This is a genomic window from Nocardia sp. NPDC019219 (assembly GCF_040632645.1).
In the GTDB taxonomy this organism is placed as follows: Bacteria; Actinomycetota; Actinomycetes; order Mycobacteriales; family Mycobacteriaceae; genus Nocardia; species Nocardia sputorum.
Genome location: NZ_JBEYCG010000016.1, coordinates 63,285 through 88,585, shown reverse-complemented (window position 1 = coordinate 88,585; position 25,301 = coordinate 63,285). Strand labels below are relative to the sequence as shown.

Annotated in this window: 19 protein-coding genes and 1 pseudogene; 8 read left to right on the top strand and 12 right to left on the bottom strand. The window is 68.3% G+C overall.

The features are described 5' to 3' along the window. Positions 1–2 precede the first annotated feature (2 nt). Positions 3–509 (bottom strand): WXG100 family type VII secretion target, encoded by a 507-nt coding sequence (locus ABZ552_RS26160; RefSeq protein WP_357440374.1) that lies wholly within the window; start codon positions 507–509, stop codon positions 3–5. Positions 510–530: 21 nt separating this feature from the next. On the opposite strand from ABZ552_RS26160, the gene ABZ552_RS26155 reads away from it, so the two are divergent. Further along, entirely contained in the window at positions 531–869 is a 339-nt protein-coding gene (locus ABZ552_RS26155; RefSeq protein ID WP_357440371.1) for a hypothetical protein, read from the top strand. Between the two features lie 554 nt (positions 870–1,423). Next, a complete protein-coding gene (locus ABZ552_RS26150; RefSeq protein ID WP_357440368.1) occupies positions 1,424–2,083 on the top strand; it encodes a hypothetical protein in 660 nt (219 codons plus the stop codon). A gap of 266 nt (positions 2,084–2,349) precedes the next feature. On the opposite strand, the gene ABZ552_RS26145 is transcribed toward ABZ552_RS26150, so the two are convergent. From ABZ552_RS26145 to rplN, 5 genes are all read right to left on the bottom strand, one after another. Continuing rightward, on the bottom strand, positions 2,350–3,903 hold the full coding sequence (locus ABZ552_RS26145) for an acyl-CoA carboxylase subunit beta (RefSeq protein WP_195080372.1): 1,554 nt from the start codon (positions 3,901–3,903) through the stop codon (positions 2,350–2,352). A 392-nt stretch (positions 3,904–4,295) separates the two neighbouring features. Further along, positions 4,296–4,481, bottom strand: coding sequence for a type Z 30S ribosomal protein S14 (locus tag ABZ552_RS26140; RefSeq protein ID WP_014981705.1), 186 nt, complete (start codon positions 4,479–4,481; stop codon positions 4,296–4,298). 4 nt (positions 4,482–4,485) lie between these two features. Beyond that, positions 4,486–5,049, bottom strand: coding sequence for a 50S ribosomal protein L5 (rplE, locus tag ABZ552_RS26135; protein ID WP_067807951.1), 564 nt, complete (start codon positions 5,047–5,049; stop codon positions 4,486–4,488). Position 5,050: 1 nt separating this feature from the next. Continuing rightward, entirely contained in the window at positions 5,051–5,368 is a 318-nt protein-coding gene (rplX, locus tag ABZ552_RS26130; protein ID WP_039795507.1) for a 50S ribosomal protein L24, read from the bottom strand. 1 nt (position 5,369) lies between these two features. Further along, positions 5,370–5,738 carry a 50S ribosomal protein L14 gene (gene rplN, locus ABZ552_RS26125; protein ID WP_067807954.1) on the bottom strand — a complete coding sequence of 123 codons (369 nt, stop codon included), beginning with the start codon at positions 5,736–5,738 and terminating at the stop codon, positions 5,370–5,372. A 337-nt stretch (positions 5,739–6,075) separates the two neighbouring features. On the opposite strand from rplN, the gene ABZ552_RS26120 reads away from it, so the two are divergent. Continuing rightward, positions 6,076–8,124, top strand: a complete 2,049-nt coding sequence (locus tag ABZ552_RS26120) for a M13 family metallopeptidase (RefSeq protein ID WP_281875582.1) — start codon at positions 6,076–6,078, stop codon at positions 8,122–8,124. Positions 8,125–8,172: 48 nt separating this feature from the next. Here the strand turns inward: ABZ552_RS26120 and ABZ552_RS26115 are convergent, their stop codons facing one another. Next, positions 8,173–8,832, bottom strand: a complete 660-nt coding sequence (locus tag ABZ552_RS26115) for a TetR/AcrR family transcriptional regulator (protein ID WP_281875583.1) — start codon at positions 8,830–8,832, stop codon at positions 8,173–8,175. Positions 8,833–8,901: 69 nt separating this feature from the next. On the opposite strand from ABZ552_RS26115, the gene ABZ552_RS26110 reads away from it, so the two are divergent. The 3 genes from ABZ552_RS26110 to ABZ552_RS26100 all read left to right on the top strand — a co-directional run bounded on the left by ABZ552_RS26110 (position 8,902) and on the right by ABZ552_RS26100 (position 11,385). Then, positions 8,902–10,350 carry an MFS transporter gene (locus ABZ552_RS26110; RefSeq protein WP_281875585.1) on the top strand — a complete coding sequence of 483 codons (1,449 nt, stop codon included), beginning with the start codon at positions 8,902–8,904 and terminating at the stop codon, positions 10,348–10,350. 100 nt (positions 10,351–10,450) lie between these two features. Beyond that, positions 10,451–10,840: a cupin domain-containing protein gene (locus tag ABZ552_RS26105; RefSeq protein WP_281875586.1), complete on the top strand. Its 390-nt coding sequence runs from the start codon at positions 10,451–10,453 to the stop codon at positions 10,838–10,840. A 104-nt stretch (positions 10,841–10,944) separates the two neighbouring features. Beyond that, complete coding sequence (locus ABZ552_RS26100) at positions 10,945–11,385, top strand: nuclear transport factor 2 family protein (protein ID WP_281875588.1); 441 nt, start codon at positions 10,945–10,947, stop codon at positions 11,383–11,385. Here the strand turns inward: ABZ552_RS26100 and ABZ552_RS26095 are convergent. Continuing rightward, positions 11,334–12,467 (bottom strand): DUF6545 domain-containing protein, encoded by a 1,134-nt coding sequence (locus ABZ552_RS26095; protein WP_281875589.1) that lies wholly within the window; start codon positions 12,465–12,467, stop codon positions 11,334–11,336. The two genes, ABZ552_RS26100 and ABZ552_RS26095, sit on opposite strands and share 52 nt — an antisense overlap. A gap of 139 nt (positions 12,468–12,606) precedes the next feature. Further along, positions 12,607–12,888: pseudogene (locus ABZ552_RS26090) on the bottom strand (MFS transporter); the annotation flags it as partial. A gap of 65 nt (positions 12,889–12,953) precedes the next feature. On the opposite strand from ABZ552_RS26090, the gene ABZ552_RS26085 reads away from it, so the two are divergent. Both ABZ552_RS26085 and ABZ552_RS26080 read left to right on the top strand, forming a co-directional pair. Then, a complete protein-coding gene (locus tag ABZ552_RS26085; RefSeq protein ID WP_281875590.1) occupies positions 12,954–13,934 on the top strand; it encodes an ABC transporter substrate-binding protein in 981 nt (326 codons plus the stop codon). A gap of 38 nt (positions 13,935–13,972) precedes the next feature. After that, entirely contained in the window at positions 13,973–15,343 is a 1,371-nt protein-coding gene (locus ABZ552_RS26080; RefSeq protein WP_357440362.1) for a SagB family peptide dehydrogenase, read from the top strand. Between the two features lie 104 nt (positions 15,344–15,447). On the opposite strand, the gene ABZ552_RS26075 is transcribed toward ABZ552_RS26080, so the two are convergent. The 3 genes from ABZ552_RS26075 to ABZ552_RS26065 all read right to left on the bottom strand — a co-directional run bounded on the left by ABZ552_RS26075 (position 15,448) and on the right by ABZ552_RS26065 (position 25,246). Then, positions 15,448–18,930, bottom strand: coding sequence for an amino acid adenylation domain-containing protein (locus ABZ552_RS26075; RefSeq protein ID WP_357440507.1), 3,483 nt, complete (start codon positions 18,928–18,930; stop codon positions 15,448–15,450). A gap of 113 nt (positions 18,931–19,043) precedes the next feature. Further along, positions 19,044–20,120, bottom strand: a complete 1,077-nt coding sequence (locus ABZ552_RS26070) for an MAB_1171c family putative transporter (protein ID WP_357440360.1) — start codon at positions 20,118–20,120, stop codon at positions 19,044–19,046. Positions 20,121–20,209: 89 nt separating this feature from the next. After that, positions 20,210–25,246, bottom strand: a complete 5,037-nt coding sequence (locus ABZ552_RS26065; RefSeq protein ID WP_357440357.1) for an amino acid adenylation domain-containing protein — start codon at positions 25,244–25,246, stop codon at positions 20,210–20,212. Positions 25,247–25,301 lie beyond the last annotated feature (55 nt).

Genomic DNA, 25,301 nt, shown 5'->3' with positions numbered 1-25,301 from the left:
CCTCAGGGCAGATCGAGCGAGCTGACGCCCGCCGCGAATGATTGATCGGCGCCGCGCACGGTGTCCGCGGTGATCCCCAGCTTCTCCGCCAACTCGAACAACGCATCCCACACCCGCACCGCACCCTGATGGAACTCTTCCCACCCGGTCGCGAAAGCGCCGGCGTTACTACCGGTCCAGCTTCCCAGCATGTCCCGGACATCGGTCTCCAGCGCCGAGTACCCGTCCCGGCATTGAGTGGCGACATCGAACGCCAAGCGCCCCAATGCCTTGACCTCAGCGGTATCGATCGACAGTGATGGCTGTTCCCCCGCCACGCCTCTGCCCCCTCTACCAGCGAATGATTCAAACGAATGTACCCGAGTCGCGCTGCGGCCGTCACTGATCGGATGTTGCATCCGCCAACACGAAGAGGGGATCTTCCGCGTCACCGAAGACACGATCGACATCGTCGCCGCCGACGGCAGCTCCATCGCGAGCGTTCCGCGCGCGCTCACGCTCGACAGCACGTGATCACGTTGGAGCCGCGTGTGGATGTCAACGGCACCACGCTGGTCGCCGATGTCTCCGCCCAGGAGGTCGGCTATTGGCGCAAGACCTCGCCACGGCAGCGCAGCATCGAGGCGGGCATCGCGATGGGCGGTCTGATCGGCGGCGTCGGCGGCACCATTGTCGGCCTCGTCATCGGCATCGCCGCGGGTGGACTGCTGCTTCCGATCAGCCTGCCGGTGAGCCTGATCGTCGGTGTGTTGGGCGGCATGGCGGTCGGCGGTGCTGCGGGCGCGTCGATCCCCAACTCCGATGTCCCCGACCAGTGGGACTACCAGGAGGAGTGCCACAACAGCGGGCCGTACCGCTACTGCTGGTAGTTTGCGGCGGCAGTCGATAGGGGCCGAAGGTCAATGTCGGTCCTCTTCGCAACACACCAGCACCACAACGGCCGATCTGATCGCAGCTATTCGCAGCAGGATTCGGCACATGTTCTTGGTAGCAGCCCGCTCACGGCCTCTGGCACCGGCTGCTTTTGGTCGACCTGGCGCCGCCGACTCGACTGATCACGCGGTCCGGCTGGAGTATCGAATTGCTGCGCGACGCCGAGACGCACAGGTAGACCGAGGACGCACTGAACGATATCAACATGTGGGCCGGGGAGCAGTGCGTCTCGACGGGGGCGAAACGAGAGCTTCCACCTGGCAGTCGCCCGAGTCGACGGCTGGGTCGGCGACAGCATCGCTTTCAGTTTGCCGAGACCTCATTTCGGATCAATTACCATGTTGCTCAATCGGTTCCACATTGTGGACAATCTCACAAGGTTTGCCTTGACGGTCGTGCAGTCGCTACCAATAGTGCGTTCACATCACACGAAACGACGTTCGATTCGTCCACGTGGGGGTGTCGGGGGTCGGGGAGGAGAATGAATTCAATGGTCTATCGCGCTGCAATTCGGGTCGGTCGGAAGGCGCTCATCGGTGCGCTGCCGCTGGCCGTGGCGACTACGTTCGCCGGTGCCGGAGCCGCATCGGCCACCAACTACGCCGAGCAGCAGGCGCAGCTGGCGCAGGCGATTTCGACGTCGGGCACGTCCGCGGACATCGGCTACCACACCACGGTCGCGCCGGACCTGCGCAGCGTGTCCGCCACGCTGGACGCGGGCACGTTCCAGCTCGGCGATGCCTCGATCAAGGTCGTGGACAAGGCCGGCGCGGCGGTCACCGAGCTTCCGCGCACGCTGGCCACGCCGTCCGGTACCACCATCGCCCTGGATGCCAAGGTGTCCGAAGACGGCCGCACGCTGTCGGTGACGACACCTGAGGTCTCAGCGGCGACGGGCGCGGAACTGAAGGACATCGCGACCAATCCGGGCGCGCAGTACCCGGATCCGGTCATGAACGGTGCGGCCGCGGGCGCGGGTGTCGGTGCGGTCGCCGCCCTTATCACCTGCATTCCGACCCTGGCGATCTTCGTGGTCGGTTACGCGCTGTGCGCCGCGGTCGGCGTGGTGACCACCGCCATCCTGGGTGCCGTGGTCGGCGCGGTCGTGGGTACGGTCGCGCCGGATGTCATTCCGCAGGTGCTGCCCTGACAATCAGCGATTGATCTGCTGAGCTGAAACGCGAAAAGCGCTGCGGCGGACACGATCCGCCGCAGCGCCTTGCTTCTGGTCGTCCATGGTTCGCTACTTGGCGCACGCTCGGTGGTCACACAGCCGCGCGGACTCCGACGCGTCCGCGATTACCGGTGACCTCAGGGCTGACATCGGTCGAGGAGGTCGCCAGATGCCTCTTCCGGCAACCTGTCGGTGTGACAGCCTCGGCGTGCCATACGCCCAGCTGCGGAGTCAACGGGAGATCACATCGGGTACACCGGATGCTTGCGCGGGTTGAACTCCGGCTTGACCGGCGGCTTGTCCCGCAACAGGCGTAGCGCGTTCCGGATCTCCAGACGGGTCCGCGACGGTTCGATGACCGCGTCGATGTAGCCGCGTTCGGCGGCGATCCACGGGGTGGCGATCGTCTCGTTGTACTGGTTGATCATGAACTCGCGCGCCGCTGCCCGATGCTCCTCGGGCACCGCCGCCAATTGCCGCTTGCCGATGAGGTCGACCGCGCTCTCGGCGCCGATCACCGCGATCCGGGCCGTCGGCCAGGCGAAACTGATATCGGCGCCCACCTGTCGGGCCGCCATCATGCCGTAGGCGCCACCGTAAGACTTGCGCACGACCAGGTTGATGATCGGGACCGTCGCCTCGATGATCGCGCGCGGTACCCGCCCGCCGCGGATGATCACACCGTTGGCTTCCTGCTCGAGGCCCGGCAGCACGCCCGGGGTGTCCGCGACGAACACCAGCGGGATATTGAACGCGTCGCAGAGCCGGATGAAGTAGGTCGACTTGTCCGAGCAGGCGGCGTCGATGGAACCGCCCAGCACCAGCGGCTGGTTGGCGATCACACCGACCGGATAGCCGTCGACCCTGGCGAACCCGGTGATCAGATTCGGGGCGAACGCGGCGCGGATCTCGTGGAATTCACCGTCGTCGAAGATCCGCAGCAGGATCTCGTGCATGTCGTAACCGGCGCGATCGGAATCCGGGATGATCGTGTCGAGCTCCCGGTCGGTAGCAGTGATCTCCGGCTCCAGGCCGGGGTTCACGATCGGCGGCTGCTCGAGACAGCTCGTCGGCATGTAGCTCAGGTAGTTGCGCGCCCACTCGTAGGCTTCCTGCTCGGTGTCGGCCACGTGATGCAGGGTGCCGCGTTTGGCCTGGACCTCGGCGCCCCCGAGCTCCTCGGCGGTGATGTCCTCACCGTTGACGGCTTTGATCACCTCCGGCCCGGTGACGAACATGTAGGAATCCTTGGTGCCGATGAGCACGTCGGTGTTGATCGGCCCGTACACCGAACCCGCCGCGCACTTGCCGAGAATGATCGACACCTGCGGCACATACCCGGACAGTTTCTCCAACACCCGCGAAATATCACCGAACGAAGCGATCGAACCCACCGCGTCCTGGATACGCGCACCGCCGGAATCATTGATCGTCACCACCGGGCATGCGTTGTCGAACGCGAGTTGCAGCGCCCGCATGAACTTTCGGGCGGACGTGATACCGACCGACCCGCCGTACACGGTCTGATCGTGGGCGATCACCACCACCGGACGGCCCCCGATCAGGCCGCGACCGGTGACCAGCCCGTCACCGTAGAGAGCATCCGGTCGGTCGGGCTGACGAGCCAACGCACCGGTCTCGATGAACGTCCCGGGGTCGAGCAGCATGTTCACACGCTGGCGAACGCTCGGAACGCCCTTCTTCTCCCGCTTGGCGACACCGGCCTCACCTGCCGGTTCCGCAGCAATCGTCAGGATCTTGACCAGTTCCTCGAGCTTCGCCTCGGTACCTGTCACGCTCGCCGCCACCTTCCGAACCAACTGTTGTGCCCCCGCGACGTTAAGCGCTATCGACACAAAACGTGTCATCGAACTGGATATCCCGGACAAATCACAGCCGAGGTCGGCCACACATCAGATCCTCGACAGTCAGAGGAACGAAGGACTGGCAAGACGCCGTTGCATGGCGATGATCGTTTCGGGCGATTCGAAGGCACGGTCGCGGCGGCCGAGCCGGCGCAGGATTCCACCTTCGGTCGAACACTCCACGGCGGCGTCAGCGGCGGGAAACCGCGTCCGATCAGTGTTGCCGCGGTGTAAGCGCCTCCATGAAAGGCGAGGGCACGGACTCTAATGAGTCCGTGCCCTCGGCGTCTTGCTATTCAAGCGCGCTCACGAGGAGCGCGAGCTCACCAGGAGCTCTTGTGCACGCCGGGCAGCTCGCCCCGGTGCGCCATTTCGCGCAGGCACACGCGGCAGAGGCCGAACTTGCGGTAGACCGCGTGCGGGCGGCCGCAGCGCTGGCAGCGGGTGTAGGCGCGGACAGCGAACTTCGGCTTGGCGTTGGCCTTGTTGACCAGTGCTTTCTTAGCCATGTGCTCAGTTCTCCTTGAACGGGAAGCCGAGGTGCTTGAGCAGGGCACGGCCTTCTTCGTTGTTGGTCGCGGTGGTCACCACGGTGATGTCCATACCACGCGGGCGGTCGATCTTGTCGACGTCGATCTCGTGGAACATCGACTGCTCGCTCAGGCCGAACGTGTAGTTGCCGTTGCCGTCGAACTGCTTCGGCGACAGGCCGCGGAAGTCGCGGATACGCGGCAGCGCGATGGAGACCAGGCGGTCGAGGAACTCCCACATCCGGTCGCCGCGCAGGGTGACCTTGGCGCCGATCGGCATGCCCTCACGCAGCTTGAACTGCGCGATGGACTTGGTCGCCTTGCGGATCTGCGGCTTCTGTCCGGTGATCAGGGCCAGGTCCTCGACGGCGCCGTTGATCAGCTTCGCGTCGCGTGCGGCGTCGCCGACACCCATGTTGACGACGACCTTCACCACGCCCGGGATCTGCATCACGTTGGCGTAGCCGAATTCCTTGTTCAGCGCGTCCTTGATCTCTTCGCGGTAGCGCTGCTTCAGCCGGGGCTGCACTTTTTCCGTCGTGGTCATGTCAGATGTCCTTCCCGTTCTTACGGGAGATCCGGACCCGCTTGCCGCTCTCCTCGTCGGTCCGGTAGCCGACGCGGGCCGGCTTGCCGTCGGAGTCGACGACCATCACGTTCGAGACGTGGATGGGGGCTTCCTGGGTCACGATGCCGCCCGAGGAGGCGCCGCGCTGGTTGGCGGAGTTCGCGACGTGCTTCTTGATCCGGTTCACGCCCTCGACGAGAACCCGGTTCTCCTTCGGGTAGGCCTGGATGACCTTGCCCTTGGCGCCCTTGTCCTTGCCCGAGATGACGAGCACGGTGTCACCCTTGTGCACCTTCATGTCAGAGCACCTCCGGGGCCAGCGAGACGATCTTCATGAACTTCTTGTCGCGCAGCTCGCGGCCGACCGGGCCGAAGATGCGGGTGCCGCGCGGGTCGTTGTCCGCCTTGATGAGCACGGCCGCGTTCTCGTCGAAACGGATGTAGGAACCGTCCGGACGGCGGCGCTCCTTGGTGGTGCGCACGACGACGGCCTTGACGACGTCACCCCGCTTCACGTTGCCGCCGGGGATGGCGTCCTTCACGGTAGCGACGATGATGTCGCCGATACCGGCATAGCGACGCGACGAACCACCGAGAACGCGGATGCAGAGGATCTCCTTCGCACCCGTGTTGTCGGCGACGCGCAGTCGCGACTCCTGCTGAATCACTTCAGCGTCCTCCTTGACCTGGACGTATGTGCACGCCGGATTGCCGACCCGACGGGCATGGTCGGTTGCCCTCCGGACGCGCGCCTGCCAGCGGTTTTCTCGGTTCGAGCAAGAAACGCGGAACCAACCACTGGGGGTTCACTGCCGGATTGCGGGCACAGCTCCCGCAGGCAACCGGTCTAGTGTAGGGGAATCCGCAGGTCGTTCCCAAATCGGGGCCACACGGCGGTGCCCGTTTCCCCAATCCCGGCCGGTCCGGCGCCGCGCCGGTAGCCTCGTGTCCTGCAAGGCTGCCTTCGTACACCAGCGGCACCGCCGCGTCGGGGAGAGGATTCTCGTGACATCTACCGGTCGGCCAGCGAAGCTGGATCGTCGTGCCTTCCTGATCGCCCTCGGGGCCGTTCCCGCCGCCGCTGCCCTGGTCGCGTGCTCGGACGACACCGAACCCGCGAGCAGGACGCTCACCGGCGTCGATCTCAGCGGAGCCGACGAGACGGTCCGGCCGCAGGACGATCTGTACCGGCACGTCAACGGGAAGTGGCTGCGCGAGTACCAGCTGCCGCCGGACAAGGTCAGCTACGGCTCGGGGAGTGAGGCGGGCGATCGCACCGAGCAGCAGCTGCGGGAGATCATCGACGGCATCCGGGACCCGAAGCCCGGCTCGGAAGAGCAGCAGATCAGGGATCTCTACGACGCCAGGGTGGACTGGGACGAGATCGAACGGCTCGGCATGACGCCGCTGGCGCCGCTGTTCGCCAAGATCGACGGCGCCGCCACCAAGGCGGACCTGGCCAAGGTGATGGCCGAGCTGCCGATCGGCGGGTTGATCGGGCTCGGCATCGGCGTCGACCGGAAGAATTCCAACGCCTACATCCCTTCGGTCGGACAGTCCGGGCTCGGCCTGGGCGAGCAGTACTACCGGAAGCCGGAGTACGGCGAAGTGCTCTCGCAGTACCGCACCTTCCTGGAGCGGATCGCCGCGGGGGCGGGGTTCGCCGACCCGGCCGGGCTGGCCCAGCGGGTGTTCGACCTGGAGAAGCGCATCGCGCCCGCCCATTGGGACAACGTGCGCAACCGCGACACCGACGCGACGTACAACCTCTACAGCTGGGCCGATTTGACCGCGCTCGCCCCGGGCTTCGACTGGGATCCGTGGCTGGCGGGGAACACCGACCGCCCGCGCGAGTTGTTCGCGACGATGGTGGTGAGTCAGCCGTCCTTCATCACGGCGGCGGGTCAGCTGTGGACCGAGGTGGACATCGCCACGTGGCGGGACTACCTGAAGCTGTCGGTGCTGCGGGAGTTCGCGCCGTATCTGCCCAAGGCTGTCAACGACGCGAATTTCGATTTCAAGGGCCGGATTCTCAACGGACAGGACCAGCGCCCCGAACGGTGGAAGTACGGCGTGGGCATCGTCGACGAAAAGCTCGGCGAGCAGCTCGGGAAACTGTATGTGGCCAAGCACTTTCCGCCCGAGGCCAAGGAGCGGGCCAAGGAAATGCTCGCCGACGTCATCGCGGCGTATCGGGAGAACTTCACCAATTCGACCTGGATGTCGCCCGCGACCAGGGCGGCGTCGCTGGCGAAACTGGACAAGATCGATCCCAAGATCGGCTACCCGGACAAGTGGATCGACTATTCGACGCTGAAGATCACCAAGGGCAAGTTGATCGAGTCGCTACTGGCCATCAACGAGTTCGAGGTCAAGCGGGCGTTCGCGCGTCTGGGCACCCCGGTCGACAAGTCCGAGTGGGGCATGTCGCCGCAAACGGTGAATGCCTACTACTCGTCGACTTCCAATCAGATCGTCTTCCCCGCCGCCTACCTCCAGCCGCCGTTCTTCGACAAGGACGCCCTGCCCGCCGTCAACTACGGCGCGGTCGGGTCCACCATCGGGCACGAGATCGGCCACGGCTTCGACGACCAGGGCTCCAAGTACGACGGCGACGGCAACCGTCGCGACTGGTGGACGCCCGAGGACCGCGCCGCGTTCGACGCCAAAGCCAAACAACTGGTGGACCAGTACAACGCGCTCGTCCCGGAGGGGCTCGAGCCGAACCAGCATGTCAACGGCGAACTGACCGTGGGCGAGAACCTCGCCGATCTGCGCGGCCTGCAGATCACGCTGGCCGCCTTCCGCATCGCCGAAAAGCGCCGTGGCATCGACGATCCCGACTATCGCACCATGTTCCTTTCCTGGGCCCGCAGCTGGCGCGAGAAGCAGACGAAGGAGCTCACCGTCCGCTACCTCAGCATCGACACGCACTCTCCCAACGAATTCCGCTGCAATCAGGTCGTGCGCAATCTCGATGAGTTCTACAAGACGTTCGATGTGAAGGAAGGCGACAAGTTGTACCTGCCGCCGGATCAGCGAGTGACCTTCTGAGCGTTCCGACCGCGCATTCGAGCCCGTCCTTCGCGGCGGGCTCGATCGCTATGCGGACCGGAGCAGGCCGTCGATGAGCGCGGCGAGGCCGAGGTCGTAGGTGTCGCGGGCGGCGAGGGAGAGGTAGTCGGAGCCGAGGGCGGCGAGGCGAGGGTAGGTCTCGGTGTCGAGGTCGGCGAAAACCTGTGCGCGGAAGGTGGGACGGTCCTCCGCGGCCCGGCGGGCGGATCGGGCGCGCACGATGAGGTCGCCCGCCGTGTAGTGCCAGATGACGCGGTACGCCTGGGCGGCGCGGTCCAGCGGCAGCCCGCCCGCGACGAATCCGTCGACGATGGATTCGCTGACCCACAGCGCCGAGACGCCCAGAAGATCGTCCGCGGCGAGGATGTCCACGATCCACGGCCGCGCGGCGAGAGCGTCGCGCATGGCGCGCGCCGCGACGCGCACGCGGTCGCGGGGTTCCTCCGGCAGGTCCGGCCAGACCACCTGGTCGGCGTACTCGTTGAGCAGTAGCCGCAGTAGGTCTTCCTTGTCCCGGACGTGGTGGTAGAGCGCCATCGGCGTGCAGCCGAGTTCGGTGGCGAGGCGGCGCATGGTCAGTTTCGCCACGCCCTCGGCCTCGATCACCGAGTTGGCCGCCGCGAGGATCTCCGTGCGGGAGATACGCGCGGGGCGACCGGTGCGCTGTGGTTGCGACGAACTCGGCATGGGTCCATCTTCCCTCATCCGCCGAATCGGAGGTGGACACGGGGCGGCTCGCGCGGCTATTTTCTATACATGTATAAAAACTCTCCTGGGCGGCCGGCCTTCGCCCTGACGGCGGTGGCCGTCGCGCAGTTCATGGTCGCGCTGGACCTGGCGGTGGTGAATGTCGCGCTGCCTGCCATCCGCGCGGATCTGGGCTTCGCTCCGGTCGATCTGGCGTGGGTGGTGCACGTCTACGCGCTGACCTTCGGCGGGTTCCTGCTGTTGGGCGGAAAGGCGTGCGACCTGTTCGGGCGGCGCAGGTTGTTCACCACCGGGCTTGTCGTGTTCGGCATCGCCTCCCTGGCGGGCGGGTTCGCGCAGGAGCCCTGGCACCTCGTCGCCGCGCGGGCAGTCCAGGGTCTGGCCGCGGCGGCCGTGGCTCCCGCCGCGCTGGCCACATTGACCACGACGTTTCCGGAAGGTCCCGTCCGGGTGCGAGCGCTCGGCGTATGGAGCGCGGTGAACGCGGCGGGCGGCGCGATCGGCGTGCTGGTGGGCGGATCGCTGACCGAGTACGCCAACTGGCGCTGGGTGATGCTGATCAACGTTCCGATCGTGGTGATCGCGGCGGTCGCGGCGGTGGCCGGTGTGGCGGCCGATCGAGTGAGCGGCCGAGCGCGGATCGATGTGCCGGGCGCCGTCCTCGCCACCGGCGGAATCGGTTTGCTGGTCGTGGGCGTGGTGCGGACCGAACACTACGGCTGGCTCTCCGCCGCCACGGCCGTGACCCTCGCGTCCGGGGTGGTGCTGCTCGCGGCCTTTCTCGCGGTGGAGGCACGGACATCGACGCCTTTGGTTCGGCTCGGGCTGTTCGGCAACCGCTGGGTGGCGGGCGCGAATCTCTTCGTATTCTTCGCCGCCGCCGGGCAATTCAGCGCATTCTATTTCCTGTCGCTGTACCAGCAGCAGGTGCTCGCCATGAGCGCGGGCGCGACGGGTGCGGCTTTCGTGCCCTTCTCCCTCAGCGTCATCGTCGGCACTGTGGTGGCCACCCGCGTGGGCGGGCGCCGCTCCCCGAAAGCGGCGCTCGTTCTCGGCGGGGCGCTGACCACGGCCGGGATCGGCTGGTTCGCCTTCATCAGCGTCGACGGCAGCTTCGTCGCCGATGTCCTCGGCCCTTCGCTGCTCGGCGGCTTCGGTCTCGGGCTGTGCCTGGCTCCGGTGGCCGCCGCGGCGACCATGGGCGTCGTGCCGCAGGAAGCGGGAATGGCTTCCGGCGTCTTCAACAGCGCGCGGCAGCTCGGCGGGTGTGTCGGGGTAGCCGTGCTCGCCACGGTCGCGGCGGCGCGCACCGGCGACAGCACCGCGCCCGCGGCGCTGAACAGCGGTTACGCGCTCGCGTTGTGCTGTGCAGCGGGACTTTTCGCCGTGGCGAGCGTCGTTGCCGCGACTGTGCTGCCGAGGACGAGCCGTGTGAGTCCCACGGCCGGAGCAGACCTGATGCGGCCGGAAGCCGAAATGTCCGCAGCGCGCCCATGAAGAGCGAAATACCGCCTGCGAGCCGGAACGGGTCGGATCGCCACCGAGCCGCACTCGATCAACCCGAAAGTTTCACCCATCGCAACGAGAGGAACCCATCATGAACCAGGCCCCGATCGACTTGTTCGGCCGCGCCATCCGTTTCTGCCACGACGGCCGCGTAGCGGCCGGTGAACGGCGGATGAGCAGCGGCGACGGCGACTGGCAACTCGCGACGTTCCATGTCGAATCCGACGCCGACGTGCATGCCGATCATTGGGAAGTCCACCCGAGCGGCGATGAGGCGGTGTGCTGCTTGACCGGCGCGCTGCGCCTCTACCTGCGACCCGAGCGGCCCGGCGACGACGAATCGATGGTGCGCCTCACCGCGGGCACCGCTTTCGTCGTCCCCCGCAACCGCTGGCACCGCATCGAACTCGACGAACCGTCCGACATCATGTCCATCGGGCTGCGCCATGAAACCCGGCAGGAGCCCGTCGCCGCGCGGTGAGTCGCCGTTGTTCCCGCGCATGGAGCCGGTGCGCGGGAACAACCCTGCACCGCAACGTCCGATTACCGCCGGTCACGCCCCTGCCGAGCGGACAGACTGGCCGCATGACATCGACCACGACCGACTCGATGACCATCCTGACCGGAATGTACGCGGCAGAGGCCGAATACCTGGCGGCCGGCGGACCGGGCAGCGCGTCGTTCGAGCTGCTGGCTCCGTTCTTCCACACCACAGTGGTGCTCCACCAGGCCGAGAACCTGCCGTACGGCGGAACCTGGCGCGGCCACGACGGCATGGAGCGGTTCTTCCGCGCCATGCGCGACACCTGGGCGCAATTCGACCTGCTCGAGCAACGCTTCCTCGCGACCGGGGAGACCGCCGTGGTGCACACCGAGGTGCACGCCCGCGCCCGCGCGACCGGCCGGGAACTCACCTTCGCGATCCTGCAGACGATCGGCTTCACCGACGGGCGCATCGCCGAGGTGCGTCCCTTCTATTGGGATACGGCGGCGGTCGTCGGCGTCTGCACTCCGATCGACCGGTAATCCACCGCGGCAACGGCTCCCGGCCATAGCCGGGCCAGTTCCAAAAGAAACCGGAACTCCGCCGCACGATCGCGAACCTCGGCCTGCGCTGTACCCGCGACGGCGGAGTTCGAAGCCGGCGTGCTTCCGTCGCGCTTGGCTCGCACGGCCAGCGCGACCTGAAACGCATAGTGGCGCACGTCGTTGTCGATCGACTCGGGCGAGCCGGGCTCGGACGAGGCGGCCACATATGGCTTCAAGTGCAGCAACGCGTCCCAGATCTCGACGGTCATCCGGTAGAGCTGGGACGTGGCTTCCCTGGGCGCGGAGTGATCCTCGGCCAGGACCACTTCGGGCACCACGGCGGTGAGGTCTCGCCACAGCGGCCGCAGCCGACGGCAGGCACGTCCGGTCCGATCCAAGCCCGCCCACGCCATCAGCGCGGCGACCAGCGGAATCACCGCCAACAGGGTGACCGCCGAGAACGTGAGGACCGCCGCGACCGCCCACACCTTTCCCGGCTCGCTGGGCCGCGTACCGGTGAGCGAGCGACCGACCATGATCGTCATCGAGATCAACCAGTAGACCGAGAACGCGAGCAACACAGCGAAGGTGAGCTTCTCCCGCACCGCGACGCCTCTGGCGCGCAACTCGCGAACGCAGGCACGGCCGAAAAGCAAGCCACAGAACGCCCCGGGAAGCGCCGACAACGTCCAGACGACTTCGACGTAGTCGATCCGCCAGGCCCACTGCAGGACCGGTGCGACGACGATCAGCGAAACGGCGACGGCAGCCGCCGTCGCATCGTATCGCCGCTGCCGCCGGTGAACGGTTGCCACATCGGCACCGTCGACGAGCCTGGCCAACCCGTAGAAACTGGCGAGTGCCAGGAGACCACAGCCGAGGTAGAGGCGCGGCCCGAGGTCGGGACGATGCACTGCGACGGCCACCTCGTACAGCAGCAGGCCCAGGAGGTTCCAGCTGAACGTACGGTTGATCAGCCGATCGGTGGCCGTCTCGTCGACGAGCAGCCAGCGCCCTGCGGTCATGAGCGCGACGAAGACGACAACCGACAGCACCACCGGAGCCGGAACAGCGTTCATCTCTATCGACGGTATTCCGTCGCGCGGCGCGAGGCCAACTCGAGCGCCCGACCGCCGCGGCGGTCCCGATCAGCGAGCCGATACCGCGGCGCTCAGGTCCGCCGCCGGATCGGCGTCGGCCTGCTCGGCCGCCTCGTCGTAGACGCATGAATTGCATGCCGCCGCGGCCGATCGAGACCATCAGGTTCGCGAAGTTGCCGAGCCCGAATACGCGGTGGCGGAACAGCCCCAGGTGGAACATCGGATCGGGCACCCGGGTCTCCACCACGCAGAACGCCACGAGCAGCACGATGCCGCCGAGTACCGCGGACAGCACCCACGGGCTGGTCCAGCCGGTCGCGTGCCCACCGTAGGGCTGGATGCCGTAGGTGATGCCGGTGAGCAGCGCCGTGAGTCCGAGGCCGAAGGTGATGGTCCCCGCCGTCGCCCACCTCGGAGCGAGATAGGTTAGCCTTGGCTAGCTTGCTTGGAAGGAAGGTGCGACAGATGAAGTCTGTTCGGACGGGCGGCCGTTGGTCACGAGCGGCGCTGGCGGTGCTGGCGGGAGTCTTCGCTCTCGGCGTCACCGCGTGTGGCTCCGCGGAGGACGACTCGGCATCCGGCGGCGAGAAGGTGACCATCACCCACGCCCGCGGCGAGACGACCATCGAAGGCACCCCGGAGAAGATCGTCGCCCTGGGCAACCAATGGCTGGACGCCACGCTCGCGCTCGGCGTCGTCCCCGTCGGATACCTCGACAACGTCGCGATGGCGTCCAAGAGCACGCCGCCGTGGGAACCCAAGAGTCTCGAGTCGGCGAAGTCGCTCACCACCACCGGAAACCTCGCCGAACAGGTCGCGACGCTGGAGCCGGACCTGATCCTGGTCGACCCGTTCATCGCCGACCAGAAGACCTACGACGAACTCTCCCGCGTCGCCCCGACGCTGCCCGCGCTGAGCAAAGAGGCGGTCGCGCCGTGGCAGGACCAGGTCACCACGCTCGGCAAGGTGCTGCGTAAGCCGGACGAGGCGAACAAGGCGATCGCGAAGGTGGACGACAAGATCGCCGCCATCGCCGCGGCGAACCCCGGACTGAAGGGCAAGACGTTCGCCAGTACCTGGCTGGCCGGTCCGGCGCAGCTCATGGTGCTGACCGACCCGAACGACGGGTCGTCGAAGGTGTTCGCCCAACTCGGGCTCGGCATTCCGAAGAATCTCACCGACTCCGCCGCCGATCAGGGCAGGCTCGCGCTGTCCCCCGAGCGAGTCGACGAACTGACCGCCGATCTGTTGCTGGCCGGCTACGCCCCCGGTCTGGACGAGAGGTACCGGCAATTGCCGGGATACGCCGACCTGCCCGCGGTCAAGAAGGGCTCGGTCGTATTCCTCACCACCCAGGAGATCAGCGCGGTGAACACGCCGACGGCGCTCTCGGTGCCCTACATCCTGGAAAAGCTGGAGCCCGCCTTCGCCGCCGCGGCGAAGTAGGCGGGCGCGCCCGTCAGTTCGCCCCGACAAGCGGAGGTATGCGTTCTTTGCCCGCCGCCACGTATCCCCAGCAGACCAGATTCGCGTTGCGGCACGGCGTCACATGCCTGACCACCACGGCCGGTGCGGTGCTGATCGGTCCGCGGTGCGAGGAGAAACTGACCGATCTGAGCTCGGGTCGGCTCCTCGCGCTCGAAGCACTGACCCGAGGACCCGCGACGTTGCCGGAGCTGTCGGCGGCGAGCGGCGACGACGTCGGCCAACTGATCGGCAGGCTCACCGACGGCGGCTGGCTGTCGGTCACCGTGCGCGACGGCGGGCGCGATCTCTACACCATCCGCCCGTTCGGACGACCCGCGCCGCGACCGGACACTCCGCTCCCCTGGTCGGCGACGCTGTCGAAATTCGCGGTGCTGCATCGCGATTCGGAAGGCTTCGTGCTCGAGCACCCGCGAACCCGGTGTGATCTGCGCATCCACGATCCGCGCCTGCTGGCGTTGCTCGACGGGCTCGGCGCGGCCGATGCCGCCGTGCCGATCGCCGTCAAAACACAGTTCGCCGACGACCTGTACCGGTGCGGATTCCTGGTGCCGGACGCGGATGCCGAGGACGACGAATTCGCCACACACGGGTGGAGTTTGCCCGATCTGTGGTTCCACCGCCGCAGCATGCCGGGCGAGCGCGCCGACTCCGTGGCGCGATTCGGTCCGACCGCGTGGGCGAAGGGCCGACTCCCGCAGCCGCCCGCGCGGAAGCCCGAGTACCCCGGGGACGCGATCGACCTGCCCGTCCCGGACCTGGCGGCCCGGCGAGCCGAGGACCCCACCCTCACCGCCGTTCTGGAGGATCGGGTGTCGACCCGGACCTTCGACGCCGCGCATCCGATCACCCTCGCCCAAGTGGCCGAATTGCTCTACCGCACCGCGCGGACTCGTGGCACCCCACCGGAGGGCGAGGAACCCGTCTCGCGCCCGTACCCCTCAGGCGGCGATGTGTACGAACTCGAGCTCTACCCGGTGGTGCGCGATGTCGCGGGACTGGCGCGCGGCATGTACCACTACGACTCGTTCGAGCACGCGCTGCGCCCCGTCGCCGCAGCGGATTCGCCCGCGGTGACACGACTGCTGGAGCCGAGGCCGACCGTAGCCGCCCAGCCCCAGGTCCTGCTGCTCATGGCGGCCCGGGCGGGCCGGGTGACGTGGACCTACGAGCGGGGCGCCTACGCCGCCGTCCTTCAGCACGTCGGCATCCTGACGCAGACGATCTACCTGGCGGCGACCGCGATGGGGCTGGGCGCCTGCGCGGTGGGCGCGCCGGATACCGAGGCTTTCGCCGCGGCGACGGGCCTCGACGAACTCGAGGAATGCGCCGTCGGGAGCATGATCCTGGGGTCTGCCTTGTCCTCCTGAGCGCGCCGCAGTCGCCTTCGGGGCGCGGCTGGTGCCGGCCACACCGCAACCGTCGCGCCCCGGCGAGCCGCGAACGGTTGCGTCGTGAACGACCGCTACCCGCCTCACGTCTGCGCGAGGATCTCCTCGTCCGTCATCGATGCCACCTCGAGGTAGAGCCGGGCGACCGCGGGCAGCCTGCCGTCCAGGCCCTGCTGGGCTTCACGTTCCCGCAGCCGCTCCGCCAGCCGCGCGACGGTTCGGGTGGCGAACAGGTCCGCGACCAGCGCGTGATCGGCTTGCAGCCACTCGCGGACGCGGGCGATCACGGTCGTGGCGAGAACGGAATCGCCGCCACGGCCGAAGAAGTCGTCGTGCACGCCGATCGCGTCGATGCCGAGGACGGCCGCGACGATATCGGCCAGCGCGGCCTCCACGTCATCGCGAGGAGCGGTGCCCTGGTCGTCCTCGCTTCCTGGTTCCAGGAGGGCGACCACGGCACGGCGGTCCAATTTGCCGTTGGCGGTCAAGGGCATCTGCTCGAGGAACTCGACCCGGGTGGGCACCATGTAGGCGGGCAACAGATCCGAGACCGCCGCGGTGATGTCGCCGATCTCGCCCACGTCACCCGCGACGGCGGCGACCAGCTTGGGCGCGCCCGCACCGACGACCGCGGCGACGGCATGCCGGACGCCGGGCACCGTGCGCAACGCGCTCTCCACCTCGCCCAGTTCCACGCGGTACCCGCGGATCTGGACCTGATGATCGGCGCGGCCGAGGAATTCGATCGTGCCGTCGGGCCAGTACCTGGCCATGTCGCCGGTCTTGTACCAGCGGAGGCCGTCGTGTTCGACGAAACGCTCGGCGGTCCGCTCCGGGTCGTTGCGGTAGCCCGCAGCGACGCAGACGCCGCCGACCCATAGTTCGCCGGGCACCCAGTCCGGGCAGTCGCGGCCCGCGGGACCGACGACCCGGCATCGGACGTTGCGCAGCGGAACGCCGAACGGCACGGTCGCCCACTGCGCGGGCGGCTCGCCGTCGACCTCGCAGATGGTGGTGTGGATGGAGGTCTCGGTCGCGCCGCCGAGACCGGCGAACCGGCAACCCGGCACCTGGGCCGACAGCCGGCGGGCCAGGTCCGCACCGACCCAGTCCCCGCCGAGGATGACGGCACGCAGCGAATCACCCAGTCGGTCACCGCCGATCTGCAGGATCATGTCCAGCATGCTGGGCACGCAGTTGAGGATCGAAACACGGTGGGTACGCAGCAGTTCCACCCACGCGGACGGATCGGCGCGTTGCTCCGGATCGACCGCAACGACGGTGCCGCCGACCGAGAACAGACCGAAGATGTCGTAGACCGAAAGGTCGAACTCCAGAGCGGACAACCCCAGCGCGCGATCGCCGCCGCCGACCCCGAACCATTCGTTCAGCGCATCGATGGTGTTCATCGCGCCGCGGTGCGGGATCTCGACGCCCTTCGGCACGCCGGTCGACCCGGAGGTGAAGAGCACGTAGGCGATGTCGCCGGTGTCCGGATAGACGGGCGCCGCGAGCGGCTGCGGGTGGTCACGGGCCGCATCGATGGACACACACGTGATCGGTGCGTCCATCCGAGCGCCATCGATGGTCAATGCCGTGTCGACAGCTCCGGTGCGGAGGATCTCCGCGCGACGTCCCGTCGGTTGATCGAATCCGATCGGCACGTAAGTCGCTCCGGCCGCGAGCACGCCGAGCACCGCCACCACCTGGTCCGGTCCTTTCGGCAACTGGACGGCGACCGACTCGCCGGGCCGCACACCTTCGGCGCGCAGGGCGCCCGCCACAGCCAGCGCGCGGGCGGCCAGTTCCCCGTAACTCCATTCCCCTCGCTCGTCGCCCAGACCCCACACCACCGCGGGCGCCTCGGGCTGTGCCGCGGCGTGTTCGAAGAAGCCCTGGTGCAGGCAACGCCCGCTGACCGGGCCGTCGGTGGCGTTGACCGCGGCCCGCACCTCGGCCTGGGCCACCGGCAGCCGCACGGCGGCCTCCGCGTTCCACCCTGCCGCGCCCTCGCCGAGCCGTCCGATCGCCGCGCAGTAGCGGGCGAACATGGCGTCGATCATGCCCTCGGGGAAGGCCGACGCGCGCACATCCCAGTTCAGCAGCAGTCCGCCGCGAACTTCGGTGACCTGCGCGTCGAGCAGCACCTGCGGTCCCTGCGAGATGATCCACACGGGTTCGCCGAAGGTCTCGGTGACCTTGCCGGCGAACAGTTCGCCGAGGTTCAGCGCGCTGGTGTAGACGACCGGGGCGAGCACGGGCTCCCCGCGATGCCTGCCCAGGTCGCGCAGCACCTCGAGCCCGGAATAGGCCGTATGCGCGCCGCTTTCGTGCATGCTGCGTTGCAGCGCGCGGGCACGGTCGGTGACCGACATGCTCTCGGTGACGTCGACCTCGAGCATGATCGATGATGTGAAGTCGCCGATCACCCGATCGATGTCCGGGTGCACGGGATCGCGGTGGAACAGCGGCACGTTCAGCAAGAAGCGGCTCTGCGCCGACCAACCGCCGATGGTCTCGGCGAACACCGCAGCGAGCGCCATCGCGGGAGTGATGCCGCGTTCGTGCGCGGCGGCGAGCAACCGCTGCTTGGCTTCCGGCACCAGCCAGTGGTCGTAGCGCACGGTGCGATTCGGGTCGGCGCGCTCGCTGACCGCCACGGTGGGCAGTTCCGGTGCGCCGGGCAATTCGGGCAGCCGCTGTTGCCACCACTGCCGGTCGCGCTCGCGGGCGGCGACGTCCTCGCGGTGCTCGGTGCGGTGCCGGCGGTAGGTGTAAGCGGGGACCGGCAAGGTCGTCCCGTGGTAGAGCTCGGCCAGGTCGGAGATCAGGATCCGGTAGCTCATGGCGTCGCCCGCGAGCATGTCGACATCCAGATGCAGCCTGCTGCGGTCTCCGTCGCGCAGGGTGAGTGTGACGTCGATGGCCTGGCCGTCTTCGATGGCGAGGCGCTGGTGAGTCTTGCGATCGCGCAGTTCGGTGAGCGCGGCCTCGGCCTCCTCGGGCGACCGGTCGCGCAGGTCGACGACACTGAACACCGGCTTGCCCGGGGCCGTCATGGTCTGCTGCGTGCCGTCCGGCAGGAACCTGGTGCGCAGCATGGGATGCATGGCGACCAAGTCGGCCACTGCGCGCTCTAGACGCGCGGGATCGATGCGGCCGCCGTCGAATTCGACGTACAGGTGCGCCGCGACTCCGCCGAGTTCTTGCTCGTCGGAGCGGCCGATCCAGTACGCGTGCTGCATAGTGGCCAAGGGGAAGGGCGCGGCCGGATCGTCGTCCGCCGCCTCGGCGGGGATCTCAGCCGACGCCGGCCCGGACACCTGGTCGCCCGCCGCGTCTTTCGCGCCGAGCAGGCCGTGCCAGGCAGCCACCGTGGGATCGGCGGCCAGCTGGGCGAAATTGATGTCGGCGCCGCGTTTACGCCAGCCGCCCGCGAGCTTCATGGTGCGGATCGAGTCCAGCCCCAGCTGGATGAGGTCGTCGTGATCGGCGATCTCCGTGGCGGCGAGCCCCAGTTGACCGGCCACCGCCGCCCGGATCTCCTCCAGGCCGATGTCCACCATTCCCTTTGCCCGACGCTGTGTCGACTCCATCGCGCTGCCACTCCTTGCCTGCCACCGGAACCGGTGGACCGAGACTGCCGGGGCATAGCTTAGCCGACCCTAAATAGGTTTGCCTAACCTACATCGGCGCGAGCTTTCGGCCATTCGAGCGCCAAGTCGAGCAATTGCCGCAGGCCATTGGCACGATCGTGGCCGCCGGTCGGCATGGCGGCGAGCGGGGCGGTCTGCGCCACGGGACGCAGTCCGGCGGCTCTGCCTCGGACGGCATAGGCGACCTGACGCGCATAGTCGCGGACGCTTTGCCCGGCGGCCGCAGATCCCAACGCCTGCGCCGGGGGCGGCATGTAAGGCCGCAGATGCAACAGGGCGTCTTGAATTTCCACCGTCATCCGATACAGCCGAGACGCCGCACCGCTGTCCCCGTCGCCGGTTCGGGTCAAGACGACTTCCGGGACCGCGGCGGTCAGGTCACGCCACAGCGGACGGAGACGACGGCAGCGCCGACCGGCTCGGTCCAGCCCAGCTCGGGCCAGCAAAGCGGTCACAAGCGGCATCGCCGTCAGTGTGGCGATGACGAGCATGCAGACGAACGACGAGACCGCCATTGCGTTGCCCGGATGACTCGGCGGGACACCGCAGAGCGCGCGGACGATAGTCAGCAGTGCCGCCACCGCCCAGTACACCGCGAGGGCCAAAAGGACCGAATACGTCAGCTTCTCTTTCACCATACGAGCAGCGGTACGCAGTTCACGGAAACTGGCCCGCGCGACGAGGTATCCGCTGACCGCCATAGGAATCTCGGAGAGCGTCCACACGATCTCGTCGAGACCGACATGCAACACATCCCGTGCGGCGGGTGCGAACATCAGCAGCACCGCCGAAGTCACGGCGGCGACGACGCTGTAGACCTTCTGCCTGCGCAGCATCACCTCCGGCTCCGCGCCCGCGGCCAGTTGCGCCAGCACCAGGACCATGGCGGTGGTCATCAGTCCGCAGCACAGGAACAGCCGCTGACCGAGCCCGGCAAACCCCGCCGCCGCGGCGAAGACGTACAGCGCCAGGCCACCGAGATTCCACGTCCACGCATGGTTGATCATGCGATCGGTGAAGGTGTCCGCGACCAGAAGCCACCGTCCCGCCGCGATCGCCGCGACCACCAGAATCACCGGGAACATGATCCAAACAGGCACCGAATCCATCGGCATCAGACCCTAATCGCCGCCGCCCGCCGCGCCAATCGCGGTGAGCCGGTGCGGGTGCGCGACCGGCTCACCACGCGTCACCGCTGCGCGGACCAGGATTCGCGCAGCATGGCCAGCGCGTCACCGGACAGACCCGACGCCGACATCGGCTCGTACCGATGCTCCTGCGCCGGCCGCTCCGACACGCTCGCGCCCTGAGCCGTGGCCGCGTCCACCGCCGCCGCCAACTCGTAGAGCGTGAAGTGCTCGAAGATCAGCTGTGGGGTCAGCGCAAGGCCCGCCTCGCCGGCGCGCGCCGCCCATTGGATGGCGATGACGCTGTCGCCGCCGAGAGCGAAGAATCCGTCCGTGCGGCTCACGTCGGTGATCTCGAGCAATTCCTCGAGCAGCGCGGCGAGGGCGCGCTCGGTGTCGGTCCGAGGCGGGCCCGCCTCGGCTTCGCCGGTCGCGACCTCGGACGCCGAATGGCGTACCACGGTGCGCGCGGTGTCCCACCCCTCCGGCACGACATTCGAGTCAGCAAGCGCCACATCGGGTTTCGTGGCGAACACGGTCAGGATTCGCACCAGCGTGTCGGCGAAGATCTCGCCGGTGGCCGGCTCGTAGAGCTCGGAGTTGACCACGACCCGGGTCAGCAGCTCGCCGCCGGGCTGCACCAGGAAGTCCAGATGGAAGTCCATGAACGCGGCGTCGTACTGCGGCGTGAGCGGAGTCAGGGTGGTCTCGCCGCGCGCGGTGAACTCGATGGTCGGCGCGGTGTGCCCGAACTGCATGATCACCTGGAACAGGGGATTGCGGCCCAGTACCCGGGGCGGGTTGAGCGTTTCGACAATCCGCTCGAAGGGCACGTCCTGGTGACCGAGGGCGCTGAGCGCGGACTCGCGCACCCGCTCCAGCACGGTCCGCGGTGTCGGGTCGCCCGACAGATCGTTGCGCAGCACCATCATGTCGGCGAACAGCCCGATCAGCCGGTCCACCGACCGCCCGGGCCGGTTGGCGACCGTGGCCCCGATCGGCACGTCGTCACCGCCGCCGAGCGCGTGCACCAGCATCGCGGCCGCCGCCTGGCACAGCATGAATTCCGTCGCGCCCGTCGTCTCGGCGAGCGATCGCAATGCCTGCCATGTCTCGGCCGGGAGCACCCGCGTCGCGCTCACCCCGGCGTAGCCGAGTCGCGTGGGACGTGGGCGATCGTGCCCGACCGCGATCTCCACCGGCAGCCCCGCCAGTGCGCCGCGCCAGTAGTCGAGCCGGCTCCTGCCGTGATCGCTGAGGTCGTCGCGGCCCGGCGCGTGGTCGAAGGTGTTTCGTTGCCACACCGCGAAGTCGGCGAATTGCACCGTCAGCTCCGGCCAGGACGGAACCGTGCCGCTCACCCGCGCCCGGTAGGCGGCGGTGAGGTCCTCGATGAACACCCGGCACGATTCCCGGTCGGTGACCATGTGATGGGCCAGCACCGACAGCACATGGGTGCGCTCGTCCAGGACGAACAGCCGCAAGCGGACCAGCGACTCCCCAGCCAAGTCGAAGACATGGTTCGCCTCGGCTTCCAGCGCCTCCGCCAGACGGACCGAGACCGCGTCCGCCGCGCCCTCGAGCACGGTGCGGGGCAGCTCGACCGGGCCGACCGGAGCCACCCGCTGATACGGCGTCCCGTCGTGCTCCGGGAAGCTGGTGCGCAACGACTCGTGGCGGGCGACGACGTCGGCGACCGCGTCGGCGAGCGCCGCGACGTCGAGTTCGCCGTCGAAGCGGATGGCGAACCGGAAGTTCTCCCATCCGAACGGGCCTTCCAGCTTGCGGCGCAGCCACAATGCCCGCTGGGAGTACGACAACGGGACCCGCTCGGGACGCGCCTGTTTCGACGGCGTCGTGACGTCCCCGCCGACGGGTCGTCCAGTGGGAGCGACTTCGTCGAGATTCTCCCCGAATTGATCGTGATACCGGGCGACCAGATGCGCCGCGAGACCCGCGACCGTCGGGGTGTCGAACGGCGCGCGGACGTCGACGTCGACACCGAAGGCATCGCGGATCAGGGCGACCAGCCGGGCCGCGAGCAGGGAATGGCCGCCGAGCTCGAAGAACGAGTCGTCGGCGCCTACCCGGTCGGTGTCGAACAGCTCGCCGTACAGCGCGGCGACCCGGATCTCGGTGGGCGACTCGGGTTCCCGGTAGGTGCGGGTCTTCGCCAGCATCGGCTCCGGTAGCGCGCGGCGATCGAGCTTGCCGTGCGCGCTCAGCGGCACCTCGTCGATCACGGCGAAGGCCGCCGGGACCATGTGCTCGGGCAGTGTCGCCGCGACCGTCGCGCGCACCTGCTGCACATCGATCTCGTGTCCCGGCGCGGGTACCAGGTACGCGGCCAGAATCGGGCCGAGCCGCTCGTGCTCGGTGACGATCGCGACGCACTGCGCGACACCGGGATGGTCGGCCACCGCCGCCTCCACCTCGCCGAGCTCGATGCGGAAACCGCGCACCTTCACCTGTTCGTCGGCGCGGCCGACGAATTCGATCTCGCCCTCGGCGGTGCGCCGGGCCAGGTCACCGGTCCGGTACAACCTGCCCCCGGGCAGGAAGGGGTCGGCGACGAACCGCTCGGCGGTCAGGGCGGGCCGGTCCAGGTAGCCGCGGGCGAGCTGGCGTCCACCGAGGTAGATCTCGCCGATCACGCCCGGCGGCACCAGCCGCATCGACTCGTCGAGCAGATACACGTAGACGTTGCGGTTCGGGTACCCGATAGGCACGATCCTGGTTCCCTGCGGCCCCTCGACCGGCATGGAGGTGGAGCAGACCACCGCTTCGGTCGGGCCGTAGTGGTTACGCAGGTCGGCGTCGAATTGCGCCGCGAAGCGGTCGGCGATCTCGCCGGGCAACGCCTCGCCGCCGACCGGCACGTGCCGCAACGCCCGCCAGTCGTTGGCCTCCGGGAGCATGAGGAACGTCGCCAGCAGCGAGGGCACCATGTGCAACACGGTGATCCCGTGCTCGGCGATCAGCTCGGCGACATACGGAATGTCGCGGTAGGCGTTCGGTTTCGGAACGACGATGCTCGCACCCGCGATCAATGGGAGGAAGATGTCGGCCAGCGACGCGTCGAAGCTCACCGAGGTCGCCTGCAGGACCCGCTCCGGGATGCTCGCGTCCCAGTCAGCCGCGAAGTTCACCAGGTGATCGGCGATCGCTTCGTGCGGGACGGGCACGCCCTTGGGCTGGCCGGTGGAGCCCGAGGTGTAGATGACGTAAGCGATGTTCGACGGCCGTAGCGGCGACTCGCGGTCGGCGTCGGTCGGATCGGTGTGCGGCAACCCGGCGGCCTCGGTGATCGCCGCGGCGATCGCCTCGGCGTCGAACGACAGCGCAGGCCGCGCGTCGGACAGCAGGTACTCGATGCGGTCTGGTGGATAGGCCGGATCGATCGGCAGGTACGCTCCGCCCGACTTGAGCACCGCGAGGGCCGCGACGATGAACTCCACGGAGTTCGCCATGCGCAACGCGACGAGCCTCTCGGCGCCGACACCGCGTCGAATCAGCCAGTGCGCCAGACGATTGGCCCGCCGGTTCAACTCGGCGTAGGTGTACTCGGCTTTCTCGGACACCACCGCGACCCGATCCGGGGTCGCCGCGGCCTGCCACTGCACCAGTTCCACCAAGGTGGTCGCGGGAGCGTCGACGAGCGGACCGTGCGACGCGGCGAGGATCTCTGCGCGGTCAGCGGCGCCGAGCATATCGATCGCGCGGACCGGCTGCCGGGGATCGCCCACCGCACCGGCGAGCAAAGCCAGGTAGTGGCGCAGCAATTGGGCCACCACCGAGCGGTCCAGCTCGTCGACCAGATAGGTGGCTTCCACCCGCGCGCCCGCGTCGTCGAGCACGACCATCAGCCCCAAGGGCTCCTGGGCGACCGCGCTGCCCCAGGGCAGCTCGGTGGAGCGGACGTCGGCGAGATCGAAGCCGTTGGCCCCGCCGCGCACACTGAAGCTCAACTGCACGAGCTGGGCCAGCCCGTCGCTGCCGGCGATCCGGTCGGCGCTCACCTCGCGAACGACCCGTTCGACGCCGACACCCTGGTGCGCGAACGCGTCGCGGGCGGCGTCGCGCGTCGCGTCGACCAGCGCGCCGAAGGTCTGCGCCGGATCGATACGGGCGCGCAAGAGCAGCGTGTTGCCGAAATAGCCGATCAGCGCCTCGGCGTCGCGGCCGCGGCGGTCGGTCACCGGCACCGCGACGAGAAAGTCCGTCGCCGCGGTGTACCGCTGCACCAGCGCCTGGAACGCCGCCAGCAGCACCATGAACGGCGTCGCGGAGCGATCACGCGCCACCTCGGTGACCCGATCGAGCATTTCCGGCGGCAACGGCAGCACGCACTTGTCGGCGTTGCGCGTGGCCCCGTTCCCGCCGAGCGCTCCGGGCAGCTCGAGCCGGTCCGGCAGCGGCGTCAACCGCTCGCGCCAGTACGCCAGGTCGGCGTCGTCGTCGGCGGGTCGCTCGGCCGACGACACGTCGACGTACTGCGATCGGATCTCCGCGAGCGAGTCACCGCGGTAGGCGGCATTGAGCTCGGCGAAGAAAACCGACCAGGAATCGTCGTCCCAGCCGATGTGGTGGATCGTCAGCACCAGAACGTGTTCGGCCGGACCGGTGCGCGCGAGCGTCACCCGCAACGGCGACTCAGAGGTCAGGTCGAACGGACGGGTGAACTCCCGCCTCGCCAATACTTCGAGCCGCCTGCCGCGGCCTTCCTCGGTGAGATCGGTGAGGTCGTGCTGCTGCCAGCCCGGTCCCAGGTCGGTGTGCGCGACCTGGTAGGGGTTCCCGTCGGCGCCGACGTGGTAAGTGGTGCGCAGGATCTCGTGCCGCGCGACGACGGTGTCGAAGGCGGCGCGCAGGCGCGTGGCGTCCAGCGGGCCGTCGAGACGATAACCGACGCAGACGTTGAGCGTGGTGTCCTCCGGCGCCACCGTCTGCAGGAACCACATCCGCTGTTGCGCGGAGGACAGTGCGGCCGGTTCCCCGGGGCGCCTGCTCGGCTCCGCTTTCGCCGCCGGCGCGAGTTGCTGATCGCGCAGTCGCTGCTGGAGCAGCCGCTTGCGCCGCTCGAGGATCTCGTCTGACATGGTGGGTCCTCCAGGCTGGAAGTTCGAAGAAGGCTGAGTGGCTCTGGAATCGCGG

Excerpts from the sequence above, each read along its gene's own strand:
- ABZ552_RS26150 (WP_357440368.1), top strand. The coding sequence starts at position 1,424 with ATGGTCTATCGCGCTGCAATTCGGGTCGGTCGGAAGGCGCTCATCGGT.
- ABZ552_RS26115 (WP_281875583.1), bottom strand. The coding sequence starts at position 8,832 with ATGCCGAGTTCGTCGCAACCACAGCGCACCGGTCGCCCCGCGCGTATC.
- ABZ552_RS26075 (WP_357440507.1), bottom strand. The coding sequence starts at position 18,930 with ATGGTGGACATCGGCCTGGAGGAGATCCGGGCGGCGGTGGCCGGTCAA.
- ABZ552_RS26085 (WP_281875590.1), top strand. The coding sequence starts at position 12,954 with ATGAAGTCTGTTCGGACGGGCGGCCGTTGGTCACGAGCGGCGCTGGCG.
- ABZ552_RS26100 (WP_281875588.1), top strand. The coding sequence starts at position 10,945 with ATGACATCGACCACGACCGACTCGATGACCATCCTGACCGGAATGTAC.
- rplE (WP_067807951.1), bottom strand. The coding sequence starts at position 5,049 with ATGACCACGACGGAAAAAGTGCAGCCCCGGCTGAAGCAGCGCTACCGC.
- ABZ552_RS26095 (WP_281875589.1), bottom strand. The coding sequence starts at position 12,467 with ATGAACGCTGTTCCGGCTCCGGTGGTGCTGTCGGTTGTCGTCTTCGTC.
- ABZ552_RS26080 (WP_357440362.1), top strand. The coding sequence starts at position 13,973 with ATGCGTTCTTTGCCCGCCGCCACGTATCCCCAGCAGACCAGATTCGCG.
- ABZ552_RS26140 (WP_014981705.1), bottom strand. The coding sequence starts at position 4,481 with ATGGCTAAGAAAGCACTGGTCAACAAGGCCAACGCCAAGCCGAAGTTC.
- ABZ552_RS26105 (WP_281875586.1), top strand. The coding sequence starts at position 10,451 with ATGAACCAGGCCCCGATCGACTTGTTCGGCCGCGCCATCCGTTTCTGC.
- ABZ552_RS26110 (WP_281875585.1), top strand. The coding sequence starts at position 8,902 with ATGTATAAAAACTCTCCTGGGCGGCCGGCCTTCGCCCTGACGGCGGTG.
- ABZ552_RS26065 (WP_357440357.1), bottom strand. The coding sequence starts at position 25,246 with ATGTCAGACGAGATCCTCGAGCGGCGCAAGCGGCTGCTCCAGCAGCGA.
- rplX (WP_039795507.1), bottom strand. The coding sequence starts at position 5,368 with ATGAAGGTGCACAAGGGTGACACCGTGCTCGTCATCTCGGGCAAGGAC.